Annotated in this window: 13 protein-coding genes; 6 read left to right on the top strand and 7 right to left on the bottom strand. The window is 72.0% G+C overall.

Features of this window, described 5'->3' with window-relative positions; translation table 11 throughout:
- Positions 1 to 61 precede the first annotated feature (61 nt).
- Positions 62 to 1,135: a pyridoxal-phosphate dependent enzyme gene (locus E8D34_RS06220; protein WP_206056580.1), complete on the bottom strand. Its 1,074-nt coding sequence runs from the start codon at positions 1,133 to 1,135 to the stop codon at positions 62 to 64.
- 85 nt (positions 1,136 to 1,220) lie between these two features.
- Here E8D34_RS06220 and E8D34_RS06215 point away from each other — a divergent pair, with 85 nt between their 5' ends.
- Positions 1,221 to 2,105 carry a LysR family transcriptional regulator gene (locus E8D34_RS06215; protein WP_136593756.1) on the top strand — a complete coding sequence of 295 codons (885 nt, stop codon included), beginning with the start codon at positions 1,221 to 1,223 and terminating at the stop codon, positions 2,103 to 2,105.
- On the opposite strand, the gene E8D34_RS06210 is transcribed toward E8D34_RS06215, so the two are convergent.
- Positions 2,092 to 2,619, bottom strand: a complete 528-nt coding sequence (locus tag E8D34_RS06210; protein WP_136593755.1) for an acyl-CoA thioesterase — start codon at positions 2,617 to 2,619, stop codon at positions 2,092 to 2,094. The genes E8D34_RS06215 and E8D34_RS06210 overlap by 14 nt on opposite strands.
- 77 nt (positions 2,620 to 2,696) lie before the next feature.
- Here E8D34_RS06210 and E8D34_RS06205 point away from each other — a divergent pair, with 77 nt between their 5' ends.
- The 3 genes from E8D34_RS06205 to E8D34_RS06195 are packed head-to-tail and all read left to right on the top strand — an operon-like array spanning position 2,697 to position 5,292.
- The gene (locus E8D34_RS06205) at positions 2,697 to 3,104 is read left to right on the top strand and encodes a hypothetical protein (protein ID WP_136593754.1); all 408 of its coding nucleotides are present in this window, start codon (positions 2,697 to 2,699) and stop codon (positions 3,102 to 3,104) included.
- 23 nt (positions 3,105 to 3,127) lie between these two features.
- Positions 3,128 to 4,414, top strand: a complete 1,287-nt coding sequence (locus tag E8D34_RS06200; protein ID WP_136593753.1) for an LCP family protein — start codon at positions 3,128 to 3,130, stop codon at positions 4,412 to 4,414.
- A gap of 2 nt (positions 4,415 to 4,416) precedes the next feature.
- The gene (locus E8D34_RS06195; protein ID WP_136593752.1) at positions 4,417 to 5,292 is read left to right on the top strand and encodes a crotonase/enoyl-CoA hydratase family protein; all 876 of its coding nucleotides are present in this window, start codon (positions 4,417 to 4,419) and stop codon (positions 5,290 to 5,292) included.
- Between the two features lie 37 nt (positions 5,293 to 5,329).
- Here E8D34_RS06195 and E8D34_RS06190 read toward each other — a convergent pair whose 3' ends face one another.
- The 3 genes from E8D34_RS06190 to E8D34_RS06180 all read right to left on the bottom strand — a co-directional run bounded on the left by E8D34_RS06190 (position 5,330) and on the right by E8D34_RS06180 (position 8,883).
- The gene (locus E8D34_RS06190) at positions 5,330 to 8,017 is read right to left on the bottom strand and encodes an HAD-IC family P-type ATPase (protein WP_136593751.1); all 2,688 of its coding nucleotides are present in this window, start codon (positions 8,015 to 8,017) and stop codon (positions 5,330 to 5,332) included.
- Between the two features lie 79 nt (positions 8,018 to 8,096).
- Positions 8,097 to 8,240 carry a DUF1059 domain-containing protein gene (locus E8D34_RS06185; RefSeq protein WP_136593750.1) on the bottom strand — a complete coding sequence of 48 codons (144 nt, stop codon included), beginning with the start codon at positions 8,238 to 8,240 and terminating at the stop codon, positions 8,097 to 8,099.
- Positions 8,241 to 8,382: 142 nt separating this feature from the next.
- Positions 8,383 to 8,883 carry a CAP domain-containing protein gene (locus E8D34_RS06180; protein WP_136593749.1) on the bottom strand — a complete coding sequence of 167 codons (501 nt, stop codon included), beginning with the start codon at positions 8,881 to 8,883 and terminating at the stop codon, positions 8,383 to 8,385.
- 499 nt (positions 8,884 to 9,382) lie between these two features.
- Here E8D34_RS06180 and E8D34_RS20685 point away from each other — a divergent pair, with 499 nt between their 5' ends.
- Positions 9,383 to 9,745: a hypothetical protein gene (locus E8D34_RS20685; protein ID WP_168929351.1), complete on the top strand. Its 363-nt coding sequence runs from the start codon at positions 9,383 to 9,385 to the stop codon at positions 9,743 to 9,745.
- Positions 9,738 to 11,081 (top strand): site-specific integrase, encoded by a 1,344-nt coding sequence (locus tag E8D34_RS06170; protein WP_168929350.1) that lies wholly within the window; start codon positions 9,738 to 9,740, stop codon positions 11,079 to 11,081. Before E8D34_RS20685 ends, E8D34_RS06170 begins: the two co-directional genes overlap by 8 nt.
- A gap of 668 nt (positions 11,082 to 11,749) precedes the next feature.
- Here E8D34_RS06170 and E8D34_RS06165 read toward each other — a convergent pair.
- A complete protein-coding gene (locus tag E8D34_RS06165) occupies positions 11,750 to 13,312 on the bottom strand; it encodes a CAP domain-containing protein (RefSeq protein ID WP_168929349.1) in 1,563 nt (520 codons plus the stop codon).
- A 305-nt stretch (positions 13,313 to 13,617) separates the two neighbouring features.
- The coding region (locus tag E8D34_RS06160; RefSeq protein WP_206056579.1) for a hypothetical protein at positions 13,618 to 15,429 on the bottom strand (1,812 nt) is incomplete at its 5' end.

The raw sequence follows: 15,429 nt of genomic DNA, 5'->3' as shown, positions 1-15,429 counted from the left end.
ACAGCGGCGGCGACGCGCCGCAGGAGCGGCGTCGCCGACCTCTCACCCGGGCCCGGGCACCTCAGGCGACGGCGAGACGCGCGATCTCCTCCGCGGACGCGTTGCCCCCGGTGCAGACCACCGCGACCGGCCCGGCTGCGGCGGCGCGGGCACGGACCGCGGGCCCAGCCTCGGCGGTCGTGGCACGGTCGGCGACCAGCCCGGCCAGCGCCGCCGCGCCCGCCCCCTCGGCCAGGGTGTGCGCGCGGGTCGCGAGCAACCGCGCCGCCGCGTCGATGTCGTCGTCGGAGACCAGCAGGAAGTCCGAGAGGCCGGCCCGCAGCAGACCGAGCGTCGACGGGTAGCCGGCCGTCGTGGCCAGCCCGGAGGCACGGGTGTGCGCGGGCGCGACCTCCACCGCGCCGCTGCGCCAGGAGCGCCAGACCGCCGGCGCGGCCTCGGACTGGACGCCGATCACCGCACAGTCGGGCGCCAGGACGTCGCGGACCAGGCAGGCGCCGGCAGCACCGGTACCGCTGCCGATCGGGACGTAGACGGCCGCCAGGTCCGGCCGCGCACGGAACAGCTCGAGGTAGAGCGTGGCGTGCCCCAGGACGATCCGGGCATCGGTCGGGTCGACGTAGCAGCCCGGCGCGGCGAGGGCGCGCGCGTGGGCCGCGGCGTCACCGAGGCCCGCGCCATGGATCACCACCCGCGCCCCGAGGGCCTCGACCGCCTCCCGCTTCACCCGCGGCGCCGACTCGGGCATCACCACCGTGGCCTCCACGCCGGCCAGGCGGGCCGCGGTGGCCACGGACTGCGCGTGGTTGCCGGTCGAGGTGGTGACCAGGCCGCTGGCGCGCTCGGCCGGCGTCAGTGTGGCGGCCAGGTGGACGCCGCCGCGCACCTTGAACGAGCCGGTGGGCAGCACGTGCTCGTGCTTGACCAGGACCTCGGCGCCGACCGCCCGATCGAGCAGCGGGTGCCCGACCAGCGGGGTGGCGTCGAGCGCGGCGGCCACCACCTTCGCGGCGACCTCGACCGCCGCGAACGTCAGGCCCGGGCCCGGACTCGGACTCGGGCTCGGGCCCGGACTCGGACTCGGGGCGCGAGTCGCGGTCGGTCGGGCGGCGGGGTCACGGTCGAGGAGCTGCACACCACCATGCTCGCCGCCGCTCGTCCATCGGTCCAATAGTTCTTCTCGCTCGATTCGTTCGATGCTGTCGATGTATCGTCGGGGCGTGATCGACGTACGCCGACTCGAGGCGCTGGTCGCGGTCCACCGCACCGGCAGCGTCTCCGCCGCGGCCGCATCGCTGCACTACGGGCAGCCGACCGTCTCCCACCACCTGCGCCGGCTCGAGGCCGAGACCGGCAGCGTGCTGCTCCAGCGGGTCGGCCGCGGGGTGCGGCTGACCGGGGACGGCCAGCGGCTGGCACGTCGCGGCGAGGAGATCCTCGGCCTGCTCGAGCGGGCCGAGGCCGAGCTGGCCGCCGCCACCCAGCTGCGCGCCGGGCACGTACGGCTGGCCGCGTTCCCCTCGGCGGCGGCGACCCTGGTCCCCACCGCGATCGCGCACCTCGCCGACCGTCACCCGGACCTGACGCTGGACCTGGTGGAGGCCGAGCCGCCGGAGGCCGCGGAGCTGCTGCGCGCCGGCGAGGTCGACCTGGCGCTGACCTTCGCCTACCCCGGCCACCGCGACGTCGACGGCGTCTCCTCCACCCCGCTGTTCGACGATCCGCTCTACCTGGTCGCCGGCGACGGCGCGGACCTCGCCGGCGCGCGCCGCGACGGCCTCGGCCACCTCGCCGAGCGCCGCTGGATCACCGGCTGCGAGCGATGCCGCGCCGAGCTGCTGGCCCTGTGCGAGGTCGCCGGGTTCGCCCCGCGGATCGCCTTCGCCAGCGACGACTACGTCGCCGTGCAATCCCTGGTCGCCGGCGGCGTCGGCGTGACCGTGCTGCCCGGCCTGGCGCTGCGCGCCCACCGGCATCCCGACATCGCCTGCGAGCCCCTGGCGGGCGCCGCGCGGCAGGTCCGGCTCTCCTCCTACGGCGCGCCGCCCCGACCGGTGGCGGTCGAGGCCGTCGCCCAGGCGCTCATCGCGGCTACGCCTGGCTGAGTCGGCCCGCCTCGATCGCCGCGCGCCGCGCGATCCGGTGCTCGCGACGGATCTGCGCCTCCCGCATCCGACGCTCGTCGTCCGCGGTCTCCGGGGCCAGCCCCGGGACGGGCCGCGGGTGGCCCGCCGTGTCGATGGCGACGAAGAGGAAGTACGCCGACCCGACGTGCAGGAACTCGGTCGAGGCGTCGTCCCACGGCTGGGTCTCGATCCGGACGCCGATCTCCATCGAGGAGCTGCCCACGCCGTTGACCTGGGCCCGGGTCCGCACGATGTCGCCCACCCGGACCGGCGCCCGGAAGGACATCTCGTCCAGCGCCGCGGTGACCGCCGGACCCCCGCTGTGCCGCTGGGCGACCACTCCGGCGGTGGAGTCGGCGAGCTTCACGATCTCGCCGCCGTGGATGTTGCCCAGCAGGTTCGCCTGGGTCCGCGCGGTGACCGTCGCCAGCTCGATCCGCGAGTAGGAGGGCGGGAGCGCGGCGACCAGGTCGGGGGCGGGGTTCTCGGACACCCGCTGAACGTACCCGGCTCGGCGCTCGCCGCGCGCCCCGACCGCCGGCGGCGCCGCCGGTGGGCGATGATCACCCCATGGAGGATCGCGACCTGCTCGACGCGCTGCGCGGCGCGGCCGAGCCCGACCGCCCGCTGAGCACCGCCGCCTACGAGCGCCACCGTGCCGGAGCCGGCGGGCCGTCGGTGGCCTGGATCATCCGCCGCTTCGGGACCTGGCGCGCCGCCTGCGCGGCCGCCGGGCTGCCCACCAACGAGCCCTCGGCCCGACGCGCCACCTGGAGCGAGGAGGAGCTGGTCGCCCACGTGGCCTCCTACCTGGCCGCCCTCGCGCCGGGCGCGTCGGGGAGCTTCGCCGACTACGCCGCCTGGGCCAAGGCGCACCCCTCCGCGCCCAGCGGTGCCACCGTGCGCGCCCGCCTCCCGTGGGCCGAGGCGAAGCGGCGCGCCACCGGCGACCGCGCGGGCCGGCCGGCGGCGGACTGATCCGCCCGGTACCGTCTGGCCCCATGGCAGGCAACGGCACCCGCGGCGACGGGGGCGACGAGGGCGGCTCGGAGTTCGACTGGCTCTACGGTCAACAGCAGGGCGGCGGGCAGCCCACGGCGCCGCGCAAGACGACTCCGCGACCCACGACGCCCCGGCCGGCCGAGGAGCGCCCCGACCCGACGATGCTGCTGCCCCAGCAGCCCCGGCCCGGCGGCCGCGGAGCCGCCCCGGGTGGCACCCCCGGGGACACCCCGCCGCCCGGCCGGCCCGCCCCGACCCGCCCGCCGCAGCAGCCGCCGGCGCGCACGGGCCGCTCCCGCAGCGGCTGGGCCCGCCCGCGGCGCTGGATCCGGCTGCTGCTGGCCCTGTTCGTGCTGTGGCTGGTCTACCTGGTCGCCGTGCCCTTCTTCGCCTGGAGCAAGGTCGACAAGATCGCCTTCTCCCCCGACGGCGACCGCCCCGAGGACCAGCCGGGGACGACGTACCTGATCGTCGGCAGCGACTCCCGCGGCGACCTGACGGCGGAGGAGCGCAAGGCGCTGGGCACCGGCGGCGATGCCGGGGCGGCCCGCACCGACTCGATCCTGCTGCTGCACACGGGCGCCGGCCCGGACACGCTGATCTCGATCCCGCGCGACACGCTGATGGAGATCCCGGGCCGCGGCACCTCGAAGGTCAACGCGGCGTTCGCCACCGGCGGCCCCGCGCTGCTGACCCAGACCCTGGAGCAGAACACCGGGATCCGGATCGACCACTACGTCGAGATCGGGTTCGCGGGGTTCGTCGACATCGTCGACGCGGTCGGCGGCGTGGAGATCTGCCCGAAGCAGGCGATCAAGGACAAGCAGGCGAACCTGAACGTCACGAGCGGCTGCCAGGAGGCCGACGGCCCCACGGCGCTCGGCTACGCGCGGTCCCGGCACGCCTCCTTCGGCGACTCCAACGACGACTTCGCCCGGGTCCGCCGCCAGCGCGAGGTGATCGGCGCGATCGGCTCGAAGGTCGCCTCGCCGTGGACGGTGCTCAACCCGGTCCGCTACTGGCGCCTCAACCTCGCCGCGCCGGGAGCGATCGCGGTCGGCGAGGGCATGGGCGTCATCGACGCCGGCCGGTTCGCGCTCGGCATGGCCTCGGCGACCGGCGACGGCGGCACCAACTGCACGCTGCCGGTGAGCTACCAGGCCGTCAGCTCCGGCTACAGCGACGTCGTGGTCGACACCCAGCGCGCCGAGCAGCTCTACGACATCGTGATCGAGGACCGCACCGACGACCTGACCAAGAAGATCTGCAACGCCAGGGGGCTGTGACCATGAGCGACTACCAGACCATCGACTGGAGCGTCGATGCCGACGGCATCGCCACGCTCACGCTGAACCGGCCCGACGCCCTCAACGCCTTCGACCTGACGATGGCCGTCGAGCTGGAGCGGGTCTTCCTCACCGACGCCCGCGACGACGCGGTGCGCGCGGTGGTGGTCACCGGCGCCGGTCGGGCCTTCTGCGCGGGCATGGACCTCTCCGCCGAGGGCAACGTGTTCGGGCTCGACGAGAGCCTCTCCCCCACCCCCGAGGAGTTCCGCGCCGACTACACCTCGGACGCGTACGACGACGGGGTCCGCGACACCGGCGGCAAGGTGACGCTGGCGATCCACGCGCTGCCCAAGCCGGTGATCGCCGCCATCAACGGCCCGGCGGTCGGCATCGGCGCGACCATGACGCTGGCGATGGACCTGCGACTGGCCTCGACGAAGGCGCGGGTCGGCTTCGTCTTCGGCCGGCTCGGGATCGTCCCGGAGGCGTGCTCGACCTGGTTCCTGCCCCGGATCGTCGGCATCCAGCAGGCGCTGGAGTGGGTCTACTCCGCCGACATCCTGGACGCGGACGCGATCCTGGCGGGGCGGCTGGTGCGCAGCGTGCACGAGCCGGACGACCTGCTGCCGGCGGCGTACGAGCTGGCTCGGTCGTTCGTCCGCGACCGGTCCCCGGTGGCGCTCGGCCTGGCCAAGCAGCTGCTGTACCGCAACAGCGCCGCGGCCGAGCCGCTCGAGGCGCACCTGTCGGACTCGCTGGCGATGTACTACACCTCGATCGCCGACGGGAAGGAGGGCGTGGCCGCCTTCCTGGAGAAGCGGACCCCCGTCTTCACCGGCCGCGCCTCCGAGCTGCCGCGGATCTACCCGGGCTGATCGGCACGGCGTCGGGCGCGCCGGCCGCGCCGGCGACTCAGAGCTGGCGGTCGCGCAGGCGACGTTTGTCCATCGCCACCACCAGGCTGGCCAGGGTGGCCACCAGCAGGATCCGCAGCCACGCCTCCCAGCCGATCGGCGCTGTGTGGAAGAGCGCGTTCATCGCCGGCAGGTAGGTCAGCGCGAGCTGGCCGACCGCCTGGGTGGCGACGCCGACCAGCAGCCAGCGGTTGCTGAAGACGCCTGCCCGCCAGGACGGGCCGGTCAGCGAGCGGCAGCTGAACAGGTAGAACGCCTCGACGGTGACGAAGAGGTTCACCGCGACCGTGCGCGCCGACTCCACCGGGGTGCCGATGCCGATCTCGTAGTCGAAGAGCAGCCGGGTGCCGATCACCAGCAGCGCGGAGACCAGCAGCGTCCGCACGACCACCGGGGCGGTGAGCAGCGAGCGGCGCGGGTCGCGGGGCGGGCGCTCCATGATCCCCGGCTCCTTCGGCTCCCAGGCGAGCATCAGCCCCAGCGCGACCGCGGTGGTCATGTTGATCCACAGGATCTGGGTCGGCAGGATCGGCAGCACGGCGCCCTGCAGGATCGCGACCAGCAGCACCAGCCCCTCGGCCATGTTGGTCGGCAGCGTCCAGACGATGAACTTCACCAGGTTGTCGAAGACGCCCCGCCCCTCCTCCACCGCCGCCTCGATGGTGGCGAAGTCGTCGTCGAGCAGCACCATGTCGCCGGCGTCCTTGGCGGCCTCGGTGCCGCCGCGCCCCATCGCGACCCCGATGTCGGCCTGCTTCAGCGCCGGCGCGTCGTTGACGCCGTCGCCGGTCATCGCCACCACGTGGTGACGGGCCTGCAGCGCCTCGACCAGCCGGAGCTTCTGGGCCGGGCTGACCCGCGCGAAGACGGCGGCGCGCTCGACGGCCGCCGGCAGGTCCTCCTCGCCCATCGCCTCGAGCTCGCTGCCGACCAGCACCGCGCCCGCGCCGGGTTCGCGGTCGTCGAGCAGGCCGATCCTGCGTGCGATCGCCTCGGCCGTCACCGCGTGGTCGCCGGTGATCATCTTGACCTCGAGGCCGGCGGCTCGACAGCGGCGGACGGCCTCGCCGGCGGTCGCGCGCGGCGGGTCGAGCATCGCCTGCAGGCCGGCCAGGGCCAGGCCGGGGACCGGCCCGCCGTCCCGGCCCTCGCCCAGCCGGCGCAGTACGCCGGCGGGCGGGTCCGCCGCCACCGCGGTCGCCAGCACCCGCATGCCACTCCCGGCGAGCCGGTCGGCCTCGGCGTGGACCCGCTCCCGGTCGATCGGCTGCGGGACGCCGTCGGCGTCGAGCGTGGCCGAGCACAGCTCGAGGACCCGCTCGACGGCGCCCTTGACCAGCAGCGCCTCGCCGCCACCGGGGACGCGCTGGACGGTCGCCATGTACTGGCGCTCGGAGGTGAACGGCGCCGCGTCCACCCGGACCAGGCCGTGCGGGGTGATCCCGAACCGGCTGGCCGCGACCAGCATCGCGGTCTCGGTCGGGTCGCCGAGCCCCGCCCCGCCCTCGGTGAGCCGCGCGTCGTTGCAGTTCGCTCCGATGGTCAGGCACCAGCGCAGCGCCTCGTCGGGTCGGTGCACCGGCGGTCCGGCGGCGCCGTATTCGGGCAGCACGACCTCCTGCGTCGGCGTCCACAGCTCGCGGACCGTCATCCGGTTCTCGGTGAGGGTGCCGGTCTTGTCCGAGCAGATCACCGTCGCGCCGCCGAGCGTCTCGACCGCCGGCAGCCGCCGGATCACCGCCCGTCGGCGCGCCATCCGGCCCACGCCGATGGCCAGGGTGATGGTCACCGCGGCCGGCAGGCCCTCGGGGATCGCGCCGACGGCGAGGGCGACGGCGGCGGTGAACATGTCCGCGGCCGCCTCGCCGCGGGCCACGCCGACGGCGAAGGTGACCGCGGCGAGGCCGAGGATCACCACCGTCAGCCAGCCGCTGAACGTGGCGAGCTTGCGGGTCAGCGGCGTCGCCAGGGTCGCGGCGCTGCCGACCAGCCGGTGGATCTCGCCCAGCTCGGTGTCGCCGCCGGTCGCCACCACCACGCCGGTGCCGGTGCCGCTGGTGACCAGCGTGCCGGCGTACAGCATGTTGCGGCGGTCGGCGACCGCCGTTTCCGGCTCGAGGACCACCTCGTCCTTGGCGACCGGGAGCGACTCGCCGGTGAGCGCCGACTCGTCGACCTCGAGCTCGGCCTCCTCGATCAGCCGGAGGTCGGCCGGCACCCGGTCGCCGGCCTCGACGAGCGTCAGGTCGCCGGGCACCAGCCGCTCCGAGGTGACGCGTTGCCGGTGGCCCTCGCGGACCACGAGCGCCTCGGTGTGCACCATCGCGCGCAGCGAGTCCAGGGCCGCCTCCGCCTTGGACTCCTGGAGGAAGCCGACCACCGCGTTGACGAGGACCACGGCGAAGATCACCGAGGCGTCGACGTACTGGCCGAGGAGCACGGTGACCGCGCCGGAGACGATCAGCACGTAGACCAGCGGGCTGTGCAGCTGGCGCACGAACCGCAGGACGGGCCCGGCGGTGCGGGGCTCGGGCAGCTGGTTCGGCCCGAAGGAGTCCAGTCGGCGTGCGGCCTCGGCGTCGGTCAGGCCCTGGTGGCGATCGGTCTCCAGGAGCAGCAGGACCTCGTGCGCGGTGAGGTCGTGATGCGTCGTCGTGGTGCCCTCCAGCAGGGATCCCGGTGCCATGGCACCAGTCCACCGGCCCGCCGCGCGACGCCCCAGGGTCGATGGTCCCCGGCGCCGGCCCGGCCGGTCTCAGCCGCGGCTACATCGCCATGAAGAGGATCTCCTCGCGGGAGTACTCCCGCCCCGGGTGCTCGGCCGCCAGGTGCTCCTGGACCTTGGCGACGAGCTCGTCGTCGTCCTCCCCGCGGATGGTGGTGTCGCAGGGGCAGCGCAGTGACGGCATCGTCGTTCCTCTCGGGTGGGCGGACGGATCTCGGGCGAGAACACGTTCCACCCAGCCTACGCGGCGCCGGGCGCGGCCACCGACCACTCGACCGGGAGCGGGGCCGGGGCGGAGGCCGCAGCCACCGGCACCGGGGCGCCGGTCAGTTGCGGACGAAGTCCGCGACGGTCAGCCACGCGCCGTCGCGGGTGACCGCGGCACCGACGCCGACCTTGTTCGGCTTCTTGCTCAGCATGATCTTGCGGTGACCGGGCGACTTCATCCAGGCACGCACGGCGCGGCGCGGCCCGAACGGCCCGCTGACCAGGTTCTCGCCGGCGTAGCTGGCGTTGGCCTTGCTGAACAGCGGCTTGAGCGAGTAGTGGCGGAACTCGCGATTCTCGACCAGGCGCTGGGCGCGGTTGCGAGCGATCCGGTCGATGGTGGTGCCGTCCTTCAGCGGACGCAGGCCGTGCGCGGCGCGGCGCTTGTTGATCAGCTTGTGCACGCGGTCGGCGTACTGGGCCGGGGTGAAGGACTTGGCGGCGTACGGAACGGTCGCCGAGGCCGGCGTCGGGGCCAGCAGGAGCGTCGACGCGGCGACCGCGGCGACGACGAGGGCGACGACGGTCGCCCGGACGTGACGGACAGGACGGAGTGCCATGGGGGATGGACCTTCCGGTGTGACTACATGTGCAGCGCCACCGGTGTCGGGGATCGCTGTCGAGGGTCCGCCACGTTGCGAACGCCGACCATCCCGAGCGGTGGCGTAGCGAGCCACGCTAACCCGATAGTTGCCAGATCACCGATTCGTGACTCGCGTCACACCCACCCCAGCACCCCCATCCGCGCCGCCCCTTTCGCGGGCCGACCTGCGGCGATGCGGTCAGACCTGGCTCTGCACCCCGGCCAGCAGCTGGCGCGCCATCACGATCCGCTGCACCTGGTTGGTGCCCTCGTAGATCTGGGTGGTTCGCCGCGCACCGCCGACATCCGCCCCTCGAACCGGCCGCTGGCCTGCGCCGATGTCGCGGCGCGCCCGGCTCGTGGCGCGGGGGTGGCGCGGCCGTGGCGCACCAGGATCGGGCGGCGGTGCCGGGCCTCGCCGGCGGGTTCTGGCGCCCATTGCCCGTGCTCATCAGGTCTTCACGGTGCGAGAGACCATGAGAACGCCACACGACTGCGACTGCCGCAGCAACGCCAGCTGGACCGACCGCATCCTCGACGCCGCCGGGGTCGCCGCGTACCTCGGCGTGAGCCCGCGTCACCTGGCCGACCTGCGCCGCGAGGATCCCGGCTTCCCTGCGCCCCGGATGCTCGGCACCCTGCCGAGGTGGAGCGCCCAGGTCCTCCACGACTGGATCGCCAGCCCAGGCAGCCCAGGCAGCGCAGGCGGTGCAACCGATGCCACCGCCCCCACGGACGGCTCGAACCGGCCGGCACCGCCGGCGGCGGATCCACCGCGATCGGCGCGCACCGCGCGCCGGGTCGCGGGCGGCGGGGCGGCGGGCCGCGCCCGTGTCTGACCTCGCGACAACCGCCCCTGCTACCGATCCCGCGGCCGCGACCGCCGTGGTCGAGCCCGTGGTCGAGCCCGTGGTCAAGCCCGTGGTCAAGCCCGTGGTCGGGCGCAAGCGGCAGGACGCGGACCCGGTACGGGTGTGGAGCGACGCACGGGTGGCCTACTGGCCCAGCGGGCGGCGCGGCGAGGGGACCCGGAAGTTCGAACGGCACCCGAGCATGGAGGCGGCCCACGCGCGAGCCGCGGCCCTGCGGATCTCGCTCCGGGTCGGCGAGCACGCGGAACCGTCCCCGAAGCACTCACTGCGCCAAGCGATGCTGCACATGCTCGAGCACCTGGGCCAGGCGGGCGCGGCCGAGGGCAGCATCAAGCAGTACCGGTCCAACTGGAACTGCTGGTTGCCGGAGGCGGTCGCGCTCACCCCGTGCGGCGACCTGTCCCGTGCCGACTGGACGCGGGTGTTCGACAACCTCGTCCGGGAGCACGCCTCCGAGTCGACCGTGCGCGCGGTGGCGCGCACCCTGGGGATGCTGAACCGGTTCGCCGAGGACCGCGGGTACTTCGGCGACGCCGACGCGTTCGCGACCTCGGCGGGACGACGCAGTGGCGTGGTCAGGCAGACCCGAAGGCTCTGCCGCACTGCGCAGCTGTCCGCGGTCGAGCAGGCGACCGCCGACAACAGGTACCCCCGCGAGGTGTGCCCCACGCCGCAGGACGTCGACCGGTTCGCCGCGGCGATGGAGGTCCACTACCCCGGCTACGGTGCGCGGTTGATCCTGCTGGGATACGCCAGCGGGCTGCGGCTCGCCGAGCTGGTGGCGGTGCGCACCGAGCACATCGACCTGGAGGACAACACGATCGCGGTGGACTCGCAGCTGGACCGCGCCGGCGCGTGGCCGCAGGTGACGCCACCCAAGGGCGGCCGGACCCGCACGGCGATCTTCTGGGACCACTACCGACCGATCGTGGAGTCGCTGGTCGCCGACGCGCTCGCTCGGGACGGCGACGGCAAGGGCTGGCTGTTTCCCAACCTGGACGGTCGGGACAAGTGGCTGGACCGGGTCGGCAAGCTGTCCGAGGACGCCCGCTCCGAGGCGGAGTGGCCATGGACGTTCCACTGGCTGCGGCACGCCTTCGCCTCGGTGAGCCTGGCACCCAAGGAGTACGGCGGCTTCGGCCTGGACCTGGCCTCGGTGTCGCGGCACCTCGGTCACAGCCGGACCAGCACGACGCAGGACATGTATGTGCTGCCGCAGCAAGGCGATGTCGCGACCACGAAGCGGCTGACCGCCCACGCGCCCGGCACGGTGCCGCCTCCCGCGTTCGGTTCGCCGGGGTAGCCGGACCTCCTGTGACGGTCACCCACCCAGGGCCCCGCCTTGGCCCGCCTGGGCAAGGGGCCGGTGCACATCCGCGTCGTCACGCGACGGCCCGGATGTCTTGGAACGTCATGGCTCCGCCGTCGCGGGACCGAGAGCCGCGGTGCATGGGTGCAGCCGGACGCGGTGTGTCCATCGGCGATCGCGTCGGAGTGCGGGCGGGTTGCTCCGGCGGGTGGAGGTACGTGCGTCGTCCTCGAAGCCGCGGACAGTGGCTGCCACCGCAGGAAAGGGCGGCGGACGGCCCCAGCTCATCGCGAGCCCCGATCCCAACAATTCAAGAGAGGACGCCTCGGTCACCGTCGAGCAATGGAAGCTCGCCAGGGGGTCGAGGGGTGGGGATCAACTCTGACCAGCCGAAACAACCTTGAGTCGCGCCAGATCCGGAACCGATCTGATGCGGAGGCCAACGTCCTGGAGCCAGCCGAGCACCCCGTTCCGACTCCGCCACCGTCGATCCCGTGGGCACTCGCGACTGTCCGACCGGCCGCGACCGCCAGGGGCGCCGAGCTCCCAAAACGCGAGCGGGTCGATCCGGGCAAACTCGAGTACCCGCGCAGCCAACCAGCCACAGGGCGTGGTCCCCTTCCGTTGCGCCGGCTGCTTGTGGCGGCTGTGAGACCGCCCTGCTACGGGTTGCGGCGCTGGACGGGAATCCGCGTGGTGAGTGTGTAGGTGCGCGAGCGCAACCCGGTAGCTGAGCCGGTCATCTTGACGCGGATCCTCTTGCCGAGCATTGACTGGCGTATGACGAGGGTTCGGTTCGTCGCTGCTTTGAGGAGACGGCCGCGTGCGAACCATCGGTAAGCGACCATGACCGCTTCATCGCGGGGCTGCCAGGTCCCTGTGGCGCGGACCGTGAGGGACTTGCCTACCCGCGGGGTGCCGATCAGTGTCGGTCGGCGAGACATCTCCAACTGCCACCCGGTGTGGTCCTCGGGGAGGATGACGCCGAAGTCGAGGGTGTGGGCGAGGTCCTCGGTGGGCGGGTAGGGCTGGGTCGGGTTGAGAAGTGCAGGCTTCACGGTCGCTGTGATGTGGTGGCCGACGTCCTTTTCCTCGGGGTAGTACATCCGCATGTTCTCCCCGCGAAGGGGCTGGTCGTCGCGGTACCACTGGATGTCCTCGTCGAGGCTGTGGCCGGCAGGAAGCCAGGTGCCCGGCGTGAGCGCGAGCTTGTCGGTCACCCGGAACGGTCCGGATCCGACGATGGTCGGCGCCTTGCCGGCCGCGAACGGGCGATGTGGGCTGAACAGGGCCACCTGGTAGGAGTAGTTCGGGAGGCGTGTTCGATTCCAGTCCCGTAGCCCTGAGACGGTCACCGTGTATGTTTGATCGGTTTTTCCGTCCAGTTCGATCGCCGCGCCGAGTTCCCACACGAGGGTGTCGGCGCCGTACCCGCTTTGAGGCTGGTAGGCCGTCACGGCAGCCGGGGTTCCCTCCGGCCCCTTGACCGCCACCGTGGCGGCTGCCACGTCGACGTCCTCGGGCACTGACAGGGACCAGCGGCCGTGAGGCTCCAAGTCGCCGGGGAAGTATCCGGCCGAGGGCCAGGGGATGTAGCCCGGGTTCCGCGCTGCTGGGTTCTTGCCGACGTCGACGACGGTCAGCGCGTTTGCAGTGTTGGTTGTGCCCGATCCCATCGTCGTCGTGACCGGGTTCAGGATCCAGCGCCGGTGACCGACCCGCCGGTTGGTGGAGCCAGGGTCATCCATGTACTGCTCGGCGATGCCGGAGGCGGTCAGGTAGTCGTCGAGCAGTAGGTTCGATCGTGCGGCGGCCGCGGCTCCGGCGGAGGTGTAGCAGCGGTCCGAGGTGGCTGGGTAGTGGTTCAGGAGCCCGGTGGCGTCCATGATCAGCGCCGCTTTGCTGGCTCGCGCCGACAGGTCAGGGTCGAGAACGATCGGGTCGAGTGCTGCGAGCGCGCGGACGAAGTTCAGTGACTGCTCCGTGCCGTCCTGGAACTCCTCCGAGACGGTTCCGGGGTCGCACGACTTCACGTTCCCAGTCCACTCGGGCTTGAGGATGGCGTGGGGCAGCCAGTTGGCGAAGTAGGCGTTCTCGACGGCCTCACGGTCGCTGGTGTCAAACCGAACGCTGGCCGCGGCGGGGGCGAGTGCGGACGGTGAGGCTGGACGGTTGTCGGCTGCGCTGATCGTGGGCGCTATGGCGAGCGTGGCAGGGATGAGCATGGACGCGATGCCAGTGCCCATGAGTCGTCCGACGGGTGCGTATCGCGTGGCCTTCAAACTTGGTCTCCGTTTCCTTCAAGGAGGTCCCCTCAGTGCCCTGCTGCTCGGCGTTCGCTCGTCGGTGGCCGATGTGACAGGGGCGGACATGCTTCAACAGCTCCACGCAACTCAGTGGAGCGGCAGCAGACTGGTTCGCCGAGTGGCGGAGTCCGAGGTCCGAACGTGCACGAACCAGACCCCGGCTCCGCCCCGACGCGTATCGTTTCGCCGGTCGACGCCGGGCAGCGATCAACCGGCGACTGCGTCTACTTCTGCTGCTTCAGCGGAATCGATCGCCATTCCGACCCATCGTCCGCGACGCAGGAGTACTCGACCGCGTTGCCGTTGAAGACGAGGCCCGACCGCAGGTAGTGGCCGTAACTGTCCTCGCCACACGCAGTCGTCGAAGTCGTGATCCATCCCGCCTTCAAATCGACCAGCGCGATTGATTGAGCGCCGATCGCGAAGGCAGCCAGGGTGTTGGACCGGTTCAGCGCCGCTTCATCCTTGAGGGATCCGATCGGGAGAACACCGGCGTAGATGCGCTTGGGAGCGGTGGTGGTCAGGTCGAAGACGCCGAACACGGTTCGATTGGGAGTACCTTGGCTGACGTGCGTCACCACTCGGGTTCCATCCTCCGATAGGTCGGCGTACACATTCTCCCACCAGGCGAAGACGCCGATCTTCGTCGAAGCGATGGCGCCGGTTGCGACCTCGTACTTGGTGAGCGAGACCAACGAGTTGCGATTGTTATTGGTCGCATCGTCGATGGCGTAGTCGGCAGAGGTGATGAATGCGAAGACAGATCCGTCATCCGACAAACCCACCGGCTTGTCGGACCGACCATCTCGCTGATCCTTGCCCGAGGTGCCGACGTACGTGGGATACGCGGCGCCCGCCCTCAGTACGTACCAATCGCTGAATCCTGAACGGGCGCACTGGTACGCGATAGTGCCGTCGTTTGCAGCGGCGATCGAATACGTGGTGCCGCCGTTGGTCGGGCACGCCGCTTGACTGGTGAGGACACGAGCGGTGGCGCCGGAGGCGACGTTGTGGACATAGATCCCAACTGGATCGGCCGCGTACGCGATCCGGGTGCCGTCGGCGGACAGGTCGAACGCGCGGTCGCCCCACGCACCTTCGTGTGCCGGGACCACCATCTCCTCGCCGGACTTGAGGCTCCGAAGTGTGGGGTCACGCTTGTCGTACAGGAGAAGATCTCCTTCTCGATCGAACCGATTAGCGTGGCCGTAGTCCGTGGCAAAGACGGTGGAGGGTTCCCCGCCGAGCACCGTCGGTCCGATGATCCGCACGAGATTGGAGGTCGTCCAGGGCGACCAGCCAGCGCGATTGGCGACCCGGACGTCGAGGCTCAGGTTGGTCGCTCCCGGGAGGCCGGTGAAGGTGACCTTCCGGTCTGCTGGCGCAGTGTAGGTCCAGATGCCCGTGGTACCTGTGCGCCTGATCTGGACCTTGGTGATGGGGGCTCCGCCGGTGTCACCGTAGGTCGTCGTGACCTCTGCGAGCCTGAGCCCTGGCGCGGCGACGACCTTCGCGGGCTTGGCTGGCAAGGTCGGCTTGACGTCGATGATCGCCGTCGCTGACCGGTTCTTGATGCTGGTGTTGGAGGGCAGGGCGCTATTTGTCACTGTGATCCGCACCTGGCCGACGCGACCGCTTGGAATGAACGTCCTTCGCGCGGGGTCCACTGTTGCGCGGAGGGTTCCGGCACCGCTCGACGGAACGATCGTCCATTTGTACTGGGGTGATACTGCGTCGAGCAGGCCGAAGCTCTTGGCGGTCAGGTTCACCCCGGTCTTGCTGTTCCTGATGGTTGATGAGAGTCCGGGGTCGAGGGTGACACCGTTAAAGGCGCCATCGGCCTCGGCGAGGGACCATTCCTTGGGGAAGTTGCGGAGGTCGGACTGGTACTCCTTGTCGAGCCAGTCGCCGCCGGTTGCGCTCACGCGGGCGTTGATCCCGCCCTTGATCGCCCACCAGGGCTTGTCCTCGGTGGGTCTGCTGCACGGATAGGTGACATCTGATCTGCGTCGATGTGTGTCGACGCTGGAAGGATG

This window comes from Nocardioides sp. GY 10113 (assembly GCF_004919105.1).
Lineage (GTDB): Bacteria > Actinomycetota > Actinomycetes > Propionibacteriales > Nocardioidaceae > Nocardioides.
The sequence above is the reverse complement of the archived record's forward strand: the minus strand, read 5'-3'. Positions and strand labels throughout refer to the sequence as shown.